Raw genomic sequence first — 18,000 nt, forward strand, 5'->3', positions numbered from 1 at the left:
ACCCCGGACCTCGGATCCCCCGGGAACGGCACCGGACCCCGGCCCCGTACGCGCCCCCGGCTGCGGCGGAAAGAAAAAGTCGAAACGAACGAGGCCGCCCCCACGGCCCTCCCCTGCGCCCGATGCTTCCCGCCCCGGACCTGCGGCGCAAGCACTTTGGCCATACTGACACCTGCCGTTGGGCCGAATCCGGACGCCCGTACCCGAACTGACGAACGGTCATCAAAAGCCCGCACGGGACGGACCGGAGGGCCGGCGGCCCGCCCGGCCCGCCCGCCCGCCGTCAGGCCGGTGCCCGCCCGCCGTCAGGACAGTGCGCGCCCGTAGAACTCCACCATCCGCGCCGACACCCGCTCCAGCGTGTACCCGGCCAGGAAGCGCGCCCGCGCCGCCTCCGCCCGCACCAGCGCCTCCCCGCGCCCCTCCAGCACCCGCACCAGCGCCCCCGCCAACGCCTCCGGCCGCTGCGGCGGCACCAGCAGCGCGCACTCCTCCCCGCCGCCCACCGTCTCCCGCAGCGCCGGCACGTCCGCGCACACCAGCGGCACCCCCACCCCCATCGCCTCCAGCGCCGCACTCCCCAGCCCCTCCCAGCGCGACGGCACCGCGCACACCTCCACCGCCGCCATCAGGTCGAACACGTCGTCCCGCGGCCCCAGGAACCGCACGCCGCCCGTCCGCTCCGCCAACCCCTCCAACCGGGCCGTCTCCGCCCCCCGGCTGCCCGCCAGCAGCAGCACCGCGTCCGGCCGCGCCGCCCGCACCCGCGGCCACGCCGACACCAGCACGTCCAACCCCTTCTGGTACTGCTGCCGGGCCGCCGCCAGCACCACCGGCACCTCCTCCGCCAGCCCCAGCGCCCCCCGCACCGCCGCCCGCCGCTCCGCCGTCACCCGCCCCAGCGCCAGCGGGTCCCGCCCCCGCGGCACCACCTCGATCCGCCGCCGCGCCACCCGCAACCGGGCCGCCATCACCTCCGCCACGTGCTCCGTCAACGCGTGGAACCGCCGCACCCCCCGCGCCGTCACCGCGTCCACCGCCTGCGCCGCCCGCACCTTCCACGGACTCAACCCCCGCGCGTGCACGTGCTCCGGCCCGTACGCCGAGTTCACCAGGCTCGACACCACCGGCACCCGCGCCGCGAACGCCGCCGACCGCCCCAGCACGTCCGACTCGTACAACGTCGTGTGCACCAGGTCCGGCCGCAACCCCCGGAACAACCCCCGCAACCCCGCCACCCGCGCCCCCCGCGAACCCCCCGGCACCGGGTGCACCCCCGCCCCCGCCGCCGCCAACTCCCGCTGGAACCCGCCCGGCGACTCCTTCAGGAACGCCACGTGCAACTCCACCCCCGCCCGCACCAGCAGCGGAGCCATCGCCACCAACCCCTGCTCCGCACCCCCCACCCGGCTCACACTGTCGATCACGTACACCACGCGCACCACAGCGACCCCCTCGCCCGACCCGCCCCCCGACCGCCGCCCAGCATCCCAGCCCGCCCCGCCCCCCGTCCCCCGAACCCCCGGAAAGCCCGTGCTGCCACGGGCTTTTGAACATCAGCGCCCCCCGCCAGCCCCTGCTCGATATGGTCACGCCATGGCCGACCCCCGGGTACTCCACGTCATCACCGACCCCAGGGCCCGCGGCGCCCAACGCCTCGCCCACGACCTGCACGGGGAACTGCTGCGCCGCGGCCAGCCCTCCGCCCTGGCCGCCCTGCACCCGCACCCCGACGCCGACCCCGCCGCCGCCGTCCCCGTCCTCGGCCCGTCCCGCCACCACCCCGCCACCCTGCGGGCGCTGCGGCGGGCCGCCGCCCGGGCCGACGTGGTGGTCGCGCACGGCTCCTCCACCCTCCAGGCGTGCGCGCTGGGGCTGTTCGCCGCCCGCACCCCCTTCGTCTACGTGAACATCGGCGACCCCCGGCACTGGACCGCCACCCCGCTGCGCCGCCTGCGGGTGGGCGCGTTCCTGCACCGGGCGGCGGCCGTCGCCGCGATCTCCCCGCACGCCGTCGAGGTGCTGCGCACCCGGTTCCGGCTGCCCGCCCGCCGACTGCGCACCCTCCCCAACGCCCGCCCCGCCGACCGCTTCCGGCCCGCCGCCGACCCCGCCGACCGGGCCGCCGCCCGCGCGGCCCTCGGCCTGCCCGCCGACGCCCCGCTGATCGCCTGGGTCGGCGCGCTCAGCCCGGAGAAGCGCCCCGACCTGGCGCTCGCCGCGCACGCCCTGCTCCCGGCGGACGTGCACCTCGCGCTGGCCGGCGAGGGCCCGCTGCGGACCGGTCTGGCCCCGGGCCCGCGCACCCACCTGCTCGGCCCGCTGGCCGACCCGGCCCCGCTCTACCGGGCCGCCGACCTGCTGCTGCTGACCAGCGACTCCGAGGGCGTCCCGGGCGTGCTGATCGAGGCCGCACTGGCCGCCGTCCCGGCCGTGGCCACCGACGTCGGCTGGGTCTCGGACGTGGTGCGCCCCGGCGAGGGCGGCCTGCTGGTCCCGCCCGGCGACCCGGCCGCGCTGGCCGCCGCCCTGCGCACCCTGCTCGCCGCCGACCGCACCCGCTACGCGGCGGCCGCCCGGGCGCACGCCCTGGCCCACTTCGACCTCGCCCCGGTCACCACCGCCTGGCAGCACCTGCTGCGCGAAGTCGCCCGCCCGCGCTGACCGGCGCCCCTGCCCCGCACTCCCGGTAGCGTCACGGCCGGAACCCGGCGGGTGCACGAACCACCCGTCGCCGGAAAGGCGCCTGACGGAGCGTCCGGCCTCCCGTGTAACGGCCCGTGTAACAGCGCTGTACCGGACGTTCCGGCCCGCAACCGCCCGATAGCCGGACGCCGTGGTGATGCTTGCCGCCGACCGGCGGCCACCGCAGCACACCGCAGGAGTCCGAGATGAACGTTCGCAAGCCCGTCGCCCTGGCCGCCCTCGCCGCCTGCGCCGTCCTGGCGCTGACGGCCTGTGACCCCGAGGACAGCGGCAGCGCGGCCCCGGCCGCCTCCACCGCGGCGAGCGCCCCCGGCGCCGCCCCGGCCGCCTCCACCGCCCCGTCCGGCGGCACCGGCGGCAGCACCGCCGCCCCCGCCGGGAACACCGGCGGCACCGGCGGCACGGTCGCCGCCGACATGCCGATCTGCGGCAACTCCGAGAAGGAGAGCGACGTCAAGGCCGAGCTGACGCTCGACAAGAGCGCCGACCCGCGGGTCAACGGCATCATCAAGCTGACCAACACCAGCGGCCACGACTGCGTCGTCTACGGCGGCCCCGACCTGCGGATCAACCACGTGCCCACCACCTTCATGAAGCTCAAGAGCGGCGTCCTGGGCGCCGGCAGCTTCGCCACCGACAAGGCGCACGGCACCGTGCTGCGCCCGGGCGTCCCGGTCTACCAGGCCGTCAGCTGGCTCTCCTCGCCGCCGGTCGCCGCCAACGCCACCTGCGCCACCGGCGACGTGCTGGAACTGGTCCGCAACGGCGAGGTGCTCGCCCTGCAGATGCAGGTCAAGGACGGCCGCTACTGCCCGATCGCCGAGGAGGGCTCCGACCAGATCCAGATCGGCGTCCCGAAGGCCGGCGAGGCCGAGGCCCGCGCCCAGTGGAAGCACGACGGCAAGTAACCGGCCGTCCCCCGACGCAGGTGGGCGCCGGAGCGGGGGCGCGCCCGCCCACCGGAGCCGAGGGGGCCGAGCACCGCGGCCGCGACAGCCGCGACAGCCGCAGCAGCCGCGACAGCTGCGACAGCCAGGACGGCCAAGACGGCCGGGACGGCCGGGACTTCGAACGCCCGACGCCCGTTCGAACCGCCGTGCCACCGGGCTGCTCCGATCCGGCGAACATCCGGCGAATTCCGCCGTCCGGGGCCCGATCGCCTGGAACGCCGCATCCCGGCCTGCCAGTCTGCCGGGGTGAAGTCGCTGCTCAGAACCACTGTCCTGCTCGCCGTCGCCGGGGGCCTGCTGGCCGCCCCGGCCGTCGCCGAGGCCGCGCCGGCCCTCCCCGGGCTGCCGTTCGGCCCGAACGGCCAGCAGTTGCCGACGCCCGGTCACCAGCTCCCCGCCGTCCGGCCGACCGGCCCCACCCAGCAGCACGCGCCGGTGCCCGCGACCCGCCCGCTGGACGCCGCCGCCCCGCTGCCGGCCGCGCCGAAGGCCCAACGGGCCCACGAGGCGGTCGAGTTCTTCTGGTACGACTGCTCGCACTCGGCGTTGCTCGAGCAGCCGCTCACCCGCTGGGCCGCCGAGCACCAGGCGGACGTCACGCTGCGCCGCGTCCCCGCGATCTGGGTCGGCAGCCCCGACGAGGCCGAACAGCGGGCCCACGCACGGCTGTTCTACGCCCTGGACCGGCTCGGCGAGGTCGACCGGATGCAGGCCGCGGTGTTCCGCGCGGTCCGCGAGCAGCACACCGACCTGACCACCGAGCAGTCCGCCGCCGACTGGGCCGCCACCCAGGGCGTCGACGCGGCGAAGTTCCGGGCCGCGTACCGCTCCGCCGAGGTCGACCGGGCCGTCGAGGACGCCCCGAAGCTGTTCACCCAGAACCGGATCACCGAACTGCCCACCGTGGTCGTCGACGGCAACGGCCGCACCTCGCCCACCAGGGCCGGGGGCGTGGACGGCATGCCGTCCGCCCTCGACCAGCTGGTCGCCGACTGAACCTCCGACCGACCCCCGGCCGGCCCTCGTCGCCCGAACTCCCCGGCCGGAAAGGGCGGTTCGGTCCGGAACCGTCCCGTACCCGGCCGAGTCGCCGCATTCTTCACCGAACCCGCCCCCCGCCCGCACACTCTGTGTCATTGTGGTCGGCGGGTCGGCCCGGCCGGGGGGATCGGCCGCCCGCACCGTCCGCGCGGCGGACGACAGGCAGACGACAGGCGGACGGCGCGGCCAGCGGGCGCAGCCGGACGGCACAGGCGCCGGGGGAGGCCACCGCCCCCGGGGAGGGCGGGAGTCCGTGGGGGGACAGCGCGCGCAGGTCATCGACGAGCAGCCGGGCCGGGTCGCCCCACCGGGTGCCGCCACCCCGACCGGGCCACCGCCCGAACTGGTCTTCAAACGCCGGCTGCGCCCCGTCCGGGTCGCCCACGAGCTGTGGGCCGCACGGGAGTTGGTGCGGGCGCTGGCCGAGCGCGACCTGCGCGCCCGGTACAAGCAGGCGGTGCTCGGCTTCGCCTGGGCGGTGCTCACCCCGCTCGCGCTGTGCGCGATCTTCACCCTGGTGTTCCACCGGGCGGTCAAGATCGAGACCGGCGCCGTCCCGTACACGCTGTTCGCCTACCTCGGCCTGATCGTCTGGCAGTTCTTCTCCAACACGATGAACCAGGGCGCGCTCAGCCTGGCCAACAACCTCAGCCTGCTGAACAAGGTGTACTGCCCGCGCGAGGTGTTCCCGCTCGCCACCATGCTGGTCGCCACCGTCGACATGGCGATCGGCGTCGGTGTGCTGGGCCTGATGTTCCTGGTCTTCTGGACGGCGCCCGCCGCGACCTTCCTGTGGGTGCTGCCGCTGCTGGCCGTCCAGTTCGCCTTCACCTACGGCATCGCGCTGGTCCTCTCGGTCGCCGTGGTCTACCTGCGCGACGTCCGCCACCTGCTGCCGATCATCACCCAGATGGGCGTCTTCGCCACCCCCGTCGCCTACCCGCTGGCCAAGATCCCGCACCGGCTGCAGGAGGTCTACGTCGGCGTCAACCCGCTCGGCGCCGTCATCGAGGGCTACCGCAAGGCGCTGCTGTACGGCGAGGCGCCGAACGCCCAGCTCACCCTGATCGCCGCGGCCAGTTCGCTGGTCTTCCTGGTCGGCGGCTACCTGGTCTTCAAGAAGCTGGAAACGGGGATCGCCGATGTCGCGTGACTACCCGCCGGGCACCATCCGCACCGAGCAGGTCTGGAAGCGGTTCCGCGCCGACCAGCAGCGCATGCTGCTGCGCGACCGGGTCGACCAGGTCGCCCGCCGCCTGCGCGGCGACCGCGGCGAGGACTGGCGCTGGGCCCTGCGCGACATCAACCTGCACGTCGAACCCGGCGAGTCGGTCGGCCTGATCGGCTCCAACGGCTCCGGCAAGTCGACGCTGCTGAAGATGCTCACCCGGGTCATGTACCCGTACGCGGGCGTCATCGACGTGCGCGGCCGGATCGGCGCCCTGATCGAGATCCGGGCCGGCATCCACCCCGACCTGACCGGCCGCGAGAACATCTACCTGTTCGGCGCGCTGCTCGGCCTCAAGCGCCGCGAGGTCGCCGGACGCTTCGACGACATCGTCGAGTTCGCCCGCCTCGGCGGCGCGATCGACCGGCAGGTCAAGTTCTACTCCTCCGGCATGCAGATGCGCCTGGGCTTCGCGGTCGCCGCCTACCTGGAACCGCACGTCCTGCTGGTCGACGAGGTCCTCGCGGTCGGCGACGCCGTCTTCCAACAGCGCTGCCTGGACCGGATGCGGGAAGTCGCCGAACAGGGCACCACCATCGTCTTCGTCTCGCACGACCTGCCCGCCGTGCAGTCCATCTGCCGCCGCGGCATCTGGCTCGAACAGGGCACCGTCCGGGTCGACGCCGGCATCACGGACGCGCTGGCCGGCTACCGCGACTCCATCGAGGCCCAGTCCGAGGCGAGCGCCCGGGTCGGCGAACCCCTGCAACTGCTCAAGTACGAGGTGCGCGGCGAGGACGCCGACGACACCACCCTGCACACCGACGAGCCCGTCACCGTCGAACTCACCCTCGGCGGCGACTACCGCGGCGACGCCACCCTGCACCTGGGCGTCAGCGAGGGCACCTCCAGCCCGATCTTCCAGATCAGCCACGAGATCCGGCTCACCGGCGGCGACCACCGCGTCGCCTGCGTCATCCCGCGGCTGCCGCTGCCGCGCGGCCGCTACACCCTGTGGACGGGCGTCTACTCGATCGGCAAGACCGACGGCGGCACCCTGATGAGCTGGCACTCCGCCGGGCAGTTCGACGTCTTCGGCCCGATGCTCGACACCCCGCCGCGCGCCGTCGTGATGGCCGCCCCCGTCTTCGTCCCGCACCAGTGGGAGGACTGATCATGCGCTCCGTCCGGGTCCTGGTCCACCTCAACAACCTCGCCCTCGGCGGCGCCCAGCTCAACGCCGTCGACATCGCCCGCACCCTGCGCGACCGCGGCCACCAGCCCGTCCTGTTCGCCCAGGGCGTCGACGGCCCCGCCCCGCTGGTCGACCTCGCCGCCGAACACGGCCTCGACCTGGTCGTCGCCGGCGACCCCGCCACCCCGCACGCCGTCGTCCGCGCCCGCCTCACCCGGCTCGCCGACGAACACGGCTCCCAACTCGTCCACGCCTGGGAGGTCCGGGCCGCCCGCAACGCCTACTTCGGCCCCGGCCGCCAGGGCCGCCTCCCCGTCGTCACCACCTTCTACGGCATCCGGATGCTCCGCGGCATGCCCCGCCACCAGCCCCTGGTCCTCGGCCTCGGCGCGCTGCTCCCCGACGGCCGCGCCTTCGGCCACCGCGACCTGCGCCTGATCGAACCCCCCGTCAACACCGACTCCGACGCGCCGGGTTCGGTCTCCGGGGACGCCTTCCGCGCCGAAGTGGGGGCCTCTCCCGACCACCTCCTGCTCTGCATCGTCACCCGCCTGGTCTCCGGCCTGGAGAAGGACGCCGGCGTCTCCCGCACCATCGCCGCCCTCCGCCTCCTCGACGACCCCCGCCTCGTCCTCGCCGTCGTCGGCGGCGGTCCCAGCGAGGAGCGCCTGCGCGCCGAAGCCGCCGCCGCCAACGAGGAACTCGGCCGCCGGGCCGTCGTCCTCACCGGCCAGCGCCCCGACCCCCGCCCCGCCTACCAGGCCGCCGACCTCGTCCTCGGCATGGGCGGCTCCGCCCTCCGCGGCCTCGCCTTCGCCAAACCCGTCATCGTCCACGGCGCGAGCGGCTACACCGCCGTCCACGAACCCGGCCCCCTGGTCGAACCGCACGCCTCCCGCTGCATGTACGGCCACGGCGACCACCCCGCCGACGCCAAGGCCCTGGCCGCCCAGATCCGCGCCCTCGCCGACGCCCCCACCCGCCGCGCCGAACTCGGCAGCTGGGGCCGCGACTGGGTCGTCGACCGCTTCTCCCTCGCCCACGTCACCACCGCCTTCGAGGAGATCTACCGCGAACTCCTCCACCAGCCCCCCGGCCGCACCGCCTGGCTCCGCGACCTCGAACAGATGTCCCGCTACGAGTTCGTGAAGCCCACGGCCCGCCGCCTGATCGGCCGCTGACACCCCATCACCCCTCCGCGAGCGGAACGAACGGGACCGCCTCGCGGATCATGACGGCGGGACGGGGACACCGAGGGCTCGGAGCAGGTCCCAGGCGGCGTGTTCGGCGTACAACTCGTCGGATTCGACGGCCAGTTCGACCTGTCGGGGATCGCAGGGCAGCCCGGCGGCGCGGGCCCGGGCGAGGGCGTGGCCGAGGGCCTCGGCGCGCTGCTGCTCCCACTCGGCGGTGACCTCGTCGACGCACTCCTGCCACTCCTCGGCGCTCAGCCCCTCGTCGTCCTGCTCGCAGCCGAACCGCTCCCGCACGGCCTGCTCGACGACCAGGTGGACGGCCTGCTCGAACATCCAGGCCGGGCCGCCGGGCAGGCAGCCGTGGATCTCGGACCGGTCGCCGTGCAAGACCCGGGCCACCAGCGCGGGGGCGGCGGTCCGTCCGGCGAGGCGGGCGGCGAGGTCGTCGGGAGGGGCGGGGGCGGCGGTGCCGTAGTCGGTCAGGACGTGCCAGCCGCCGGGACACGGGAGGACCTCGGCCGGTTCGGGGACCTCGGGCAGCTCCGCGCTCCCGGCACGGAAGACGATCAGGTGGCCGGTGAAGCCCACGGGTTCCCCCTCGGAACGCTGCCGGGACTCAACTCCCCTTCCGGAGCACCAGTGTGACGAAGCCGAAGCTGTCGCGGTACCCGGTCAGCCACTCCTCCCGGTGGGTGTCCGCCGCGCGCAGCGCGGCCTCGCGCTCGGGCCCCGGCGGCCGGTCGAGGGCCCAGTCGGCGAGGGAGCCGGTCCAGGCCCACTCGTAGGCGTCGAGTTCGGCCCGGCTGGAGGTGTGCCCGGCGACGGGCCGCCAGCCGGCGTCCCGGACCGCGGACACCGTCCCGGCCAGGTCGGTGAGGCCGTCACCGAACAACTCCCTGGCGCGGGGCGCCGGTTCGCGCTCCCAGTAGGACTCGCCGAGCAGCACCGCGCCGCCCGGCGCGAGCAGCGGACCGATCGCGGCGAGGGCCGGGCCGAGCCCGCCGAAGGCGTGGGTCGCGCCCACGCACAGCACCGCGTCGAAGGGCTCGGCCGCGGTGAACTCCCGGGCGTCGCAGTGGTGCAGGCCGATCCGCCGGGCCACGCCGAGCCGCTCCGCGGTGCGCAGGGCGGTGCGCAGCGCGGCCGGGTCGGTGTCGACACCGACCGCCCGCAGGGCCGGGTGCGCGGCCAACGCCCGTACCAGCCAAGGGGCTTCGCCGCAGCCGAAGTCGAGCAGCCGCCCGTCCGCCCGGCCGCGCAGCAGCCGCTCCAGCAGCTCCCGCACCGCCTCGTCCGACAGCGGCGCGGCGACCGGGTGGTCGCGGTGCGCGATCCGTGAGATCTCCTGGCGCTCCATCGTCGGATCCTGCCCGTTCCGGTCGGGAGCTATTCGGCGCGCTGCGGCCGCGGGTAGGTGCGGCCCTTCCAGGCGGCGCCCCGGCCGCGCCAGTGCTGGACGGCGGAGTCGACCGTCATCAGCAGGTACAGCAGCGCGGTGAACGGCAGCAGCGGCGCGGCGGCCACGGGCTGCCCGTAGTAGCGGAGCATCGGCGCGTACGTCCCGGCCATCACCGCCCACCCGGCCAGGCCCGCCCCGGCCGTCCACCATGCCCCGGCGGCGGCCCCGGCGACGGCGGCCACCGGCGGTACCAGGTAGACCAGCGCCAGGCCCGCCACCGTCCCCGCCAACAGCAGCGGCGAGTACCGGAGTTGGGCGTAAGCGCTGCGCGAGACCATCCGCCACAGCGGGCCCAGCGCGGGGTAGGGGCGGACCGAGTCGACCCGGTCCGCGAGGCCCAGCCAGGTCCGGCCGCCGGTGCGCTTGACCGCCCGGGCCAGCGAGACGTCGTCGATCACCGCCCCGCGGATCGCCGCGACCCCGCCCGCCCGCTCCAGCGCGGAGCGCCGCACCAGCGAGCAGCCGCCGGCCGCGGCGGCGGTCCGGGCGCCGGGCCGGTTGGCGCGCCGGAAGGGGTACAGCTGGGCGAAGAAGTACACGAACGCCGGGACGATCAGCCGTTCCCAGCCGCCGGCCACCCGCAGCCGGGCCATCTGCGAGACCAGGTCCAGCCGGTGGCCCTCCCCGGCCGCGACCAGCGCCCGCAGCGAACCGGGGCGGTGCGCGATGTCGGCGTCCGTCAGCAGCAGCCACTCGGCGTCCCCGGCCTGTCCGACGCCGTGCCGCAGCGCCCACAGCTTGCCGGTCCAACCCTCCGGCAGCGGCGGGGGAGTGGTCACCGCCAGCTCCAGCCCCCCGGTGCGCTCCGCCAGCTCCCGGGCCAGCCCACCGGTGCCGTCGGTGCTGTGGTCGTCCACCAGCACCACCCGGGCCCGCCCCGGGTACTCCTGCGCCAGCAGGCTCGGCAGCGACACCGGCAGCACCTGCGCCTCGTCCCGGGCCGGGACCAGCACCACCACCGAGGGCCAGGGCGCGGGCTCGTCACCGCCCCGCGGCAGCCGCTGGTCCGTCCGCCAGAACCCCCCGTGGCACACCGCCAGCCACACCCACGCCAGCAGCGACACCACCGAGACCCACCACAGCACCGTCACCCGGGCAGTCTGCCCGATCCGGCCCCGGCCACCCCCGAGGCGCGACGGACCGGGGCACGACGGCCCGGGGTACGGCGGCCCGGGGCGCGACGGCCCGGGGCGCGACGGTCCGGGGTACGGCGGTCCGGGGCGCGACGGCCCGGGGCGCGACGGTCCGGGGTACGGCGGCCCGAAGCGCGGGGGTGTCAGGCGGGTTCCGGCGGCAGCGCGGCCACGGCCAGGGCGACGGCCTCGGCGGCGGTGGCGACCGTGGTGGGTTCGCCGCCGCCCGCGCGGACCAGGTAGCCGCCGCGGTACAGCGGCTCGACGGACGCGCCGACCCGCTCGAACGGGTGGTCGGGCGTGCTGGAGAACCACAGGGTGTGGTGGCTGGTGACCGGCCGCAGCCGCCGTAGCCGGGGCTGCGCGAACGCCGCCTCCCACAGGGCCTTCACCTCCTCGCGGGCCAGGGGGTACGGGCCGTGCTCGAAGTCCTGCATGCGCACCCGCCAGTTCAGTTCGATCCGGTCCAGCGGCGCCCGCTCGTGGGCGAACGCCCACTCCTGGACGTGCAGGAACGGGGCGGTCCGCCGGATCGCCGCCAGGTCCGCCCCGGCCAGCCAGGCCGAGACCGCCCGGAGGGCCGAGAGCAGGTCCGGCGGGCGTCCCTCGGCCAGCGGCAGCCGGCCGCGGCGCAGTGTCAGGTGCGGGGGGCGGCGGTCGTTCTCCCCGCGCAGTCTCGCCCCGTCGGGTGCCGACGGGCCCGGGCCGCCCCCGTGGTGCGGCGCGGGCGGGAGGGGCGGCCCCTCGAACTCGGCCGTGCACCAGGCGAGTTTCCGCGCCGGGGGCAGCGGGAGGCCCGCCGCGGCGGCGAGCCGGGCCAGTTCGGCGCCGAACCGGGCCGCGGAGGCGTCCCGTTCGGCCTGGGTCTCGTGCGAGGGGAGGATCACAGCGCGAAGCGTAGGCCCGGGCCCGGGGCGGCGGGAATCCCTCCGCAAGGTCTCCGCCGCCCGCGAGGCAGGGCCCGGGCCCGGGGCGGCGGCGGGCTCAGACCCGGGCGGGGGCCGTCAGGAGCGCGCCCTGCGGGTAGGCGAGGGCCTCGGCCTGGAGGGCGGACGGGCGGCCGGAGTGGAGGACGGTCAGCGTTCCGTCGCCGGGGCGGGCGCCGGGGCCGAGGCGGCGCAGGGTCTGGGCGGCGATCGCGTCCGCGGAGCCGTGCAGGCGGACCGGGTGGGCGAGGGCGGCGGCGATCCGGTCGTCGATCAGTTCGTAGTGGGTGCAGCCCAGCACCACGTCGGTGGTCCCGGCGGGGGTGCGGGCGGCGGCCGAGGCGACGGCGGCGGCGATCGCGGCCCCGTCGGCCCGCTCGACGGCTTCGGCCAGCCCGGGGCAGGCCACCTCGTGGACCTCGGCGGCCCCGCCGAACTCGGCGATCAGCCCGCGCTGGTACGCGCTGCCGGTGGTCCGCGAGGTCGCCCAGATCGCCACCACCCCGCCGGCCGCGGCCGCGGGCTTGATCGCGGGCACCGTCCCGACCACCGGCAGCCCCGGCTCGAACTCGGCCCGCAGCCGGTCCAGCGCGTGCACCGTCGCCGTGTTGCAGGCCACCACCAGCGCCTCCGGGCGGTGCGCCATCGCGGCCCGGGCGCAGGCCAGCGCGTGCCCGGTGATGTCCTCGGGCGTCCGCGGCCCCCAGGGCATGCCGTCGGGGTCGCAGGAGACGACCAGGTCCGCGTCGGGGCGCAGCCGCCGGATCGCGGCGGCGGCGGCGAGCAGTCCGAGTCCGGAGTCCACGAGGGCGATCTTCACGAGCACCGACTCTACCCCGTGCCCCCGCGGCCCCCGCGGAGCCGCCGTCCCCGCCCCGGGCGCTCCGGCGCGAGCCGTGGCCCCCGGGCTCCGGGGACCCCGGCCTGCTCCGTTTGACTGACGGTATGACCGCGATCTTGGCGTGTCCCCGGCCAGTGGCGGCACCTCCTCCGAGGCTTGGGTCCCATGGGACAGCTGACAGCATCGAACGAACGGGTACCGGCCGACAGCAAGGTGTCGGGCACGGCCTACACCAACCTGGTGGTCGCCACCATCGGCTTCGCGCTGACCTTCTGGGCGTGGAACCTGATCGCCCCGCTGGCGGGCGAGTTCGACAAGACACTGCACATGTCGTCGTTCGCCCAGTCGTTCCTGGTCGCGGTGCCCGTCATCGTCGGCTCGCTGGGCCGCGTCCCGGTCGGCGCGCTGACCGACCGGTTCGGGGCCCGGCTGATGTTCCCGCTGATGTCGGCGCTGACCATCGTCCCGGTGCTGCTGCTGATCCCGGCCCGCGGGTCGTACGGGGCGCTGCTCGCGGTCGGGTTCTTCCTCGGGCTCGGCGGCACCACCTTCGCCATCGGCGTGCCGCTGGTGAACTCCTGGTTCCCGGCCAGCAAGCGCGGCCTGGGCATCGGCGTGTTCGGCATGGGCATGGGCGGCGTCGCGCTGTCCGGCTACTTCACCCCGCGGCTGTGGAAGCACGGCCACGACCTGCCGTTCTGGGTGATGGCGATCGCCCTGGCCGCGTACACGGTGGTCTCCTTCTTCCTGCTGCGCGACCGCCCCGACCGGGTGGTCCCGACCGCCTCGCTGGCCTCCCGGCTCGGGCGGGCCGGGCGGCTGCGGGTGACGTGGGAGCTGTCCGCGCTGTACGCGATCGGCTTCGGCGGCATCGTCGCGTTCGGCGTCTACCTGCCCACCTACCTGAAGACCTGGTACGAGCTGTCCGCCACCGACGCGGGCACCAAGGCCGCCGGGTTCGCGCTGGTCACGGTGGTCTTCCGGCCGTTCGGCGGCTGGCTGTCGGACCGGGTCCACCCGGCCGTGGTGACCTGCTGGGCGCTGGCGGTCACCGCGCTGTTCGCCGTCGTCCAGGCCTTCGACCCGGCCCTCAGCCCGGTCGGCACCATCGCCTTCATGGTGATGGCGGCCGGCCTGGGCACCACCAGCGGCTCGGTGTTCGCACTGGTCGCCCAGGTCACCCCGGTCGCCCAGGTCGGCTCGGTGACCGGCATCGTCGGCGCGATCGGCGGCCTGGGCGGGTTCGTCCCGCCGCTGGTGATGGGCGCCATCTACAGCGCCAAGAGCAGCTACTCGATCGGCTTCATGCTGCTCTCCGACCTGGCCCTGGCCGGCGCCGTCTACGCGATCGGCCGGATGCGCGGCATCCGCCCCACCGCCACCGACTGACCCGGCCCGGCCCGCACGCGAGCGGCCCGCACCCCTGCGCAGGGGTGCGGGCCGCTCGCCGTTCGGACGGGGTCAGGACTGCGCGCCCAGCAGCCGCTGCACCGCCGGCTCCAGGCCGGACAGGATGGTGTCGAACCGGCGGGTCGAGGTGGTCGAGTCGACCTGGAGGCGGCTGATCCGCAGCGGGTGCGCGGGCAGCCGGGGCCCCAGCCGGTGGTCGGAGAGGAAACCGAGCCGGTAGCCGAGCTGGCGCAGCACCGCGTCCGCCCGCTCGTCGAAGCCGCCGTCCGGGTAGGCGAACGCCGACGGGGCCTCGCCCAGCCAGCGGGTCAGCGCCCGGTGCGCGCCGGTGATCTCCGCGTGCACCGTCGCCTCGTCGCAGCGCCGCAGCGAGGGGTGCCCCAGGGTGTGGTTGCCGACCGCGACGTCCGCGTCCCGCAGGGTGCGCAGGTCCTCCGGGCGCAGCTGCTCCTGGGACGGCGGGCGGCGGTTCGCCGAGACCCGCAGCTCGGCCAGGCTGCGCCGCCGGTCCGGGTCGGGCATCGCCTTGAGCAGGGCCAGCACCCGGGCCGGGTCGGCGCCGCGGGACAGCAGCCGGGCCCGGCCGCCGTGCCGGGACAGGAACGCCGCCTCGTGCCACCAGAACGGCTTCTCGGTGCCGACCAGCTCGGCGATCACGAACGCGGCCGCCGGGATCCGCCGGGCCACCAGCTCCGGCAGCGCGTGCCGCAGCACGGTGCGGTCCGGGTCGTCGAAGGTCACCAGCACCGAGCGCGGCGGCAGCGGCCGGCCCTCGGCCAGCGCCCGCTCCACGTCCTGCACGGACACCGGCGTGGCCAGCCGCCGCAGCCGGTCCAGCTGGGCGCCGAACGAGGCCGGGTCGGTGATCCCGTGGTAGGCGAGCACGGCGAGCCGCTGCGCGGCCCGGGCCCGGAACAGCGGCTGGGCGGGGCTGAACCGCAGCCAGCTGCTCCGGTCCCGCCCCTGCTCCCGGGGCCGGCGCGGAGTGGGCGCGGCGGACGGGACGACGGGCTGGGGCGGGGCGCAGACGGCAGCGGCGGTGGTGGCGTACGACACGGTTCCCCCCTCGGTCGCCGGCAAGCGGCGTGGCGGTACCGTCGGCAGGCGGAGCCCGGCCTCCGACCCCGGGCGCGGCGGCTCCGCACCCGAGTGATCTAGCCCGCGGCGGGTACTCCCGACCCCGCTCGTCAGGCGGCTCCTGGATCGCTCAATGTAGTGGAGACCCACGACGCCCCGGGATGGTTGTACGCCGGACGGCGAGATTTCGCGGACGGTCCGGAAACGCTCCGCAAGGCGCCCCGGCAGCCGCCGGAAGCCCTTGCAGCGGCACCCGCCGGGCCGTCCCCCGGCACCCGTCCGGCACCCGCCGGGCACCGGCCGGCACCGCCCGGTGGCGTTCCGGCGGGGGAGGAGGACCATGGCCCGCGCTCCCGCACCGGGTTACCGTTGAGGGCATGGCAGACACCCGAAGTGACCGTGCCGCTACCCGCCGCTCCGCCCTGTTCAGCGGCTGCGCGCTGCGCCGCCACCAGCCGCTGCTGGCCCTGGTCGGCCTGGTCTGCGTCGGCATGGGCATCGCGGTGGCCGTGCTGGTCCCGCAGACCGACGGCCCGGCCTGGGTGATGGCGGTGGCCGGCTGCCTGGCCGCCGGGGTACTGGTGCTGGTCCGGATCGGCGTCGCGCTGCTGCGCCCGGGCGGCGGCGCCACTCCCTGAGCCCCGGACGTCTCCTCGGACCCGCCCCGTTGACCGACCGCCGACCGGAAAACGTCCACCAATGGGACAGGACCGGTCGGACCGGCTGATTTTCGGCCTACCTACGCACTTCTTTCACGTTTCCGGGGCACCAGCCTCACACTTCCCCCTACTGTGATGCGCATCGCCCGCGGCAGCCGCGGGCCGGGGGAGTCACAGTCCGGTGCGGGGGCACCGCGAGGGGGATCCATGCCGAGCAGCGCCGCCGGGGCCGGAGGCGTCCGGACCAAGGTCAAACAGCAGCTGGCCCGCGCGGCCGGCCGGGTGCCCGGCGCGGGCGCCACCCTGCTGATCTACCACCGGGTGGGCGGCGGCACCGCCGACGAGCTCGACCTCGCCACCGCCGACTTCACCGCCCAGGCCGACCTGCTCGCCGAGCTCCCGCCCGGCCGGGTCGTCCCGCTGGACACCGCCGCCGACCGCCTCGACGCCGGCCTGCGCACCCCCAGCACCGTCCTCACCTTCGACGACGGCTTCGCCGACACCTACGAGACGGCCTGGCCGCTGCTCAGGGAACGCGGCCTGCCGTTCACCGTCTACCTGGCCAGCGGCCTGGTCGGCGCCCCGATGCGCTGGGAGGGCTCCACCGCCAAGGGCGCCCCCGCCACCGGCCTCAGCTGGGAGCAGCTGCGCGAGATGACCGCCTCCGGGCTGTGCACCGTCGCCAACCACACCCGCAGCCACGCCCGCCCCGAACTGCTCACCACCGCCGAACTCGACGCCTGCGGCGACGACGTCGAGGAACACCTCGGCACCCGCCCCGCGCACTTCGCCTACACCTGGGGCCGCCCCGTCCCGCACCTGGACGCCGCGCTGCGGGCCCGTTTCCGCACCTGCGCCACCGGGCAGGTCGGCCGCAACCTGCCCGGCTACGACCCGGTCCGCTTCCACCGCGTCCCGGTCCGGCGCACCGACCCGATCGACTTCTTCCGGGCCAAGCTGTACGGCCGGCTCGTCCCCGAACGCGCCTACGCCCGGATCGTCGCCACCGCGAAGGCGGTGGGCGCCGGTGCCTGACCAGCTCCCGCTCCGCCTGCGCGGCGAGGGCGGCCGGCCGCTGCGGGTCGCCCACCTCACCACCGTCGACATGTCGCTGCACCTGCTGCTCGCCACCGAACTCGCCGTCGACGTCCAGCACGGCCTGCACACCTACGGCATCAGCGCCCCCGGACCCCACCTGGAGCGGATCGAGCAGCTCGGCGTCCGGCACCGGCCGCTGCCCTCGCTCACCCGCGCCTGGCAGCCCGGCGCCGACCTCGCCGCCGCCCGCGAACTGCTCGCCGAGCTGCGCCGGATCCGCCCCGACGTGCTGCACACCCACAACCCGAAGACCGGCGTGCTCGGCCGGATCCTCGGCCGGCTCGCCCGCGTCCCCGTCGTCGTCAACACCTGCCACGGCCTGTGGGCGCAGGCCCACGACCCGCTGGCCAAACGGCTCGCCGTGCTCGGCGCCGAGGCGCTCGCCGCCCGCTTCTCGCACGCCGAGCTCTACCAGAACGCCGAGGACCGGGCCGCGCTCGCCAAGTGGGGCGTCCCCGCGCGGCGCTCCCGGGTGGTCGGCAACGGCATCGACCTCGACCGCTTCCCCGCCCCCGGCCCGGCCCGGGACGCCCTGCGCGCCCGGCTGCGCACCCGACTCGGCCTCGCCGAGGACGAGTTGCTGGTCGGCGGGGTCGGCCGGCGGGTCGCCGAGAAGGGCATCCGCGAGTACGCCGAGGCCGCCCGGGCCCTGGCCGGCAAGGCCCGCTTCGTGTGGATCGGCCCCGACGACCCCGACAAGCCCGACGCGCTGCGCGCCGCCGAGGCCGGCGTCGAGTTCCTCGGCCCCCGCGACGACATGCCCGCCGTGTACGCCGCCCTCGACGTCTTCGTCCTCCCCTCCCACCGGGAGGGCTTCTCCCGCTCCGGCATGGAGGCCGCCGCCAGCGGCCTGCCCCTGCTGCTCAGCGACATCCGCGGCTGCCGCGAGATCGGCACCCACGACGAACACCTGCTGCTCGCCCCGGCGGCCGACGCCGCCGCCCTCACCACCGCCCTCGACCGGCTCCTCACCGAGCCCGCCCTGCGGATACGCCTGGGCGCGGCGGCCCGCCGCCGCGCCCTCGACCGGTTCGACCAGCGCGCGGTCGCCCGGGTCTCGCTGGAGACCTACGCCGCCGTCGCCCGCCGCCGCGGGCTGCGCTGGACCACCGACTGAGCACCGCGCAGCACCACAGCGACC

17 protein-coding genes are annotated in these 18,000 nt (G+C 76.1%); 10 read left to right on the plus strand and 7 right to left on the minus strand.

The features are described from left to right. Positions 1-305: 305 nt before the first annotated feature. Entirely contained in the window at positions 306-1,445 is a 1,140-nt protein-coding gene (locus tag EDD39_RS42090) for a glycosyltransferase family 4 protein (protein WP_279638387.1), read from the minus strand. Positions 1,446-1,596: 151 nt separating this feature from the next. Between EDD39_RS42090 and EDD39_RS17585 the strand changes: the two genes are divergently transcribed. From EDD39_RS17585 to EDD39_RS17615, 6 genes are all read left to right on the plus strand, one after another. After that, a complete protein-coding gene (locus EDD39_RS17585) occupies positions 1,597-2,664 on the plus strand; it encodes a glycosyltransferase (protein ID WP_123557181.1) in 1,068 nt (355 codons plus the stop codon). A 227-nt stretch (positions 2,665-2,891) separates the two neighbouring features. Further along, complete coding sequence (locus tag EDD39_RS17595) at positions 2,892-3,614, plus strand: hypothetical protein (protein WP_162870051.1); 723 nt, start codon at positions 2,892-2,894, stop codon at positions 3,612-3,614. 288 nt (positions 3,615-3,902) lie between these two features. Then, positions 3,903-4,652, plus strand: coding sequence for a thiol:disulfide interchange protein DsbA/DsbL (locus EDD39_RS17600; RefSeq protein WP_123557187.1), 750 nt, complete (start codon positions 3,903-3,905; stop codon positions 4,650-4,652). Positions 4,653-4,950: 298 nt separating this feature from the next. After that, the gene (locus tag EDD39_RS17605) at positions 4,951-5,850 is read left to right on the plus strand and encodes an ABC transporter permease (protein WP_030460167.1); all 900 of its coding nucleotides are present in this window, start codon (positions 4,951-4,953) and stop codon (positions 5,848-5,850) included. Next, positions 5,840-7,039 carry an ABC transporter ATP-binding protein gene (locus EDD39_RS17610; protein WP_123557189.1) on the plus strand — a complete coding sequence of 400 codons (1,200 nt, stop codon included), beginning with the start codon at positions 5,840-5,842 and terminating at the stop codon, positions 7,037-7,039. The genes EDD39_RS17605 and EDD39_RS17610 overlap by 11 nt, the downstream gene beginning before the upstream one ends. Before the next feature lie 2 nt (positions 7,040-7,041). Then, entirely contained in the window at positions 7,042-8,241 is a 1,200-nt protein-coding gene (locus EDD39_RS17615) for a glycosyltransferase family 4 protein (protein WP_123557192.1), read from the plus strand. A 48-nt stretch (positions 8,242-8,289) separates the two neighbouring features. Here the strand turns inward: EDD39_RS17615 and EDD39_RS17620 are convergent, their stop codons facing one another. From EDD39_RS17620 to EDD39_RS17640, 5 genes are all read right to left on the minus strand, one after another. After that, positions 8,290-8,844, minus strand: a complete 555-nt coding sequence (locus EDD39_RS17620; protein WP_123557194.1) for a hypothetical protein — start codon at positions 8,842-8,844, stop codon at positions 8,290-8,292. Positions 8,845-8,872: 28 nt separating this feature from the next. Continuing rightward, on the minus strand, positions 8,873-9,613 hold the full coding sequence (locus EDD39_RS17625) for an SAM-dependent methyltransferase (RefSeq protein WP_123557196.1): 741 nt from the start codon (positions 9,611-9,613) through the stop codon (positions 8,873-8,875). 29 nt (positions 9,614-9,642) lie between these two features. After that, entirely contained in the window at positions 9,643-10,806 is a 1,164-nt protein-coding gene (locus EDD39_RS17630; RefSeq protein WP_167518077.1) for a glycosyltransferase, read from the minus strand. Between the two features lie 185 nt (positions 10,807-10,991). Further along, complete coding sequence (locus EDD39_RS17635; protein WP_123557198.1) at positions 10,992-11,735, minus strand: DUF6193 family natural product biosynthesis protein; 744 nt, start codon at positions 11,733-11,735, stop codon at positions 10,992-10,994. Between the two features lie 97 nt (positions 11,736-11,832). After that, positions 11,833-12,594: a glutamate racemase gene (locus tag EDD39_RS17640; RefSeq protein WP_123560541.1), complete on the minus strand. Its 762-nt coding sequence runs from the start codon at positions 12,592-12,594 to the stop codon at positions 11,833-11,835. A gap of 186 nt (positions 12,595-12,780) precedes the next feature. Here EDD39_RS17640 and EDD39_RS17645 point away from each other — a divergent pair, with 186 nt between their 5' ends. Then, positions 12,781-14,004, plus strand: coding sequence for an MFS transporter (locus EDD39_RS17645; RefSeq protein ID WP_123557200.1), 1,224 nt, complete (start codon positions 12,781-12,783; stop codon positions 14,002-14,004). 72 nt (positions 14,005-14,076) lie between these two features. Here EDD39_RS17645 and EDD39_RS17650 read toward each other — a convergent pair whose 3' ends face one another. Continuing rightward, the gene (locus tag EDD39_RS17650; RefSeq protein WP_123557202.1) at positions 14,077-15,081 is read right to left on the minus strand and encodes a polysaccharide deacetylase family protein; all 1,005 of its coding nucleotides are present in this window, start codon (positions 15,079-15,081) and stop codon (positions 14,077-14,079) included. Between the two features lie 398 nt (positions 15,082-15,479). Between EDD39_RS17650 and EDD39_RS17655 the strand changes: the two genes are divergently transcribed. From EDD39_RS17655 to EDD39_RS17665, 3 genes are all read left to right on the plus strand, one after another. Further along, the gene (locus EDD39_RS17655) at positions 15,480-15,740 is read left to right on the plus strand and encodes a hypothetical protein (protein ID WP_123557205.1); all 261 of its coding nucleotides are present in this window, start codon (positions 15,480-15,482) and stop codon (positions 15,738-15,740) included. A 228-nt stretch (positions 15,741-15,968) separates the two neighbouring features. Continuing rightward, entirely contained in the window at positions 15,969-16,796 is an 828-nt protein-coding gene (locus tag EDD39_RS17660) for a polysaccharide deacetylase family protein (RefSeq protein ID WP_123557206.1), read from the plus strand. Further along, the gene (locus EDD39_RS17665) at positions 16,789-17,976 is read left to right on the plus strand and encodes a glycosyltransferase (protein WP_123557208.1); all 1,188 of its coding nucleotides are present in this window, start codon (positions 16,789-16,791) and stop codon (positions 17,974-17,976) included. The genes EDD39_RS17660 and EDD39_RS17665 overlap by 8 nt, the downstream gene beginning before the upstream one ends. Positions 17,977-18,000 lie beyond the last annotated feature (24 nt).

It is taken from the genome of Kitasatospora cineracea, assembly GCF_003751605.1.
In the GTDB taxonomy this organism is placed as follows: domain Bacteria; phylum Actinomycetota; class Actinomycetes; order Streptomycetales; family Streptomycetaceae; genus Kitasatospora; species Kitasatospora cineracea.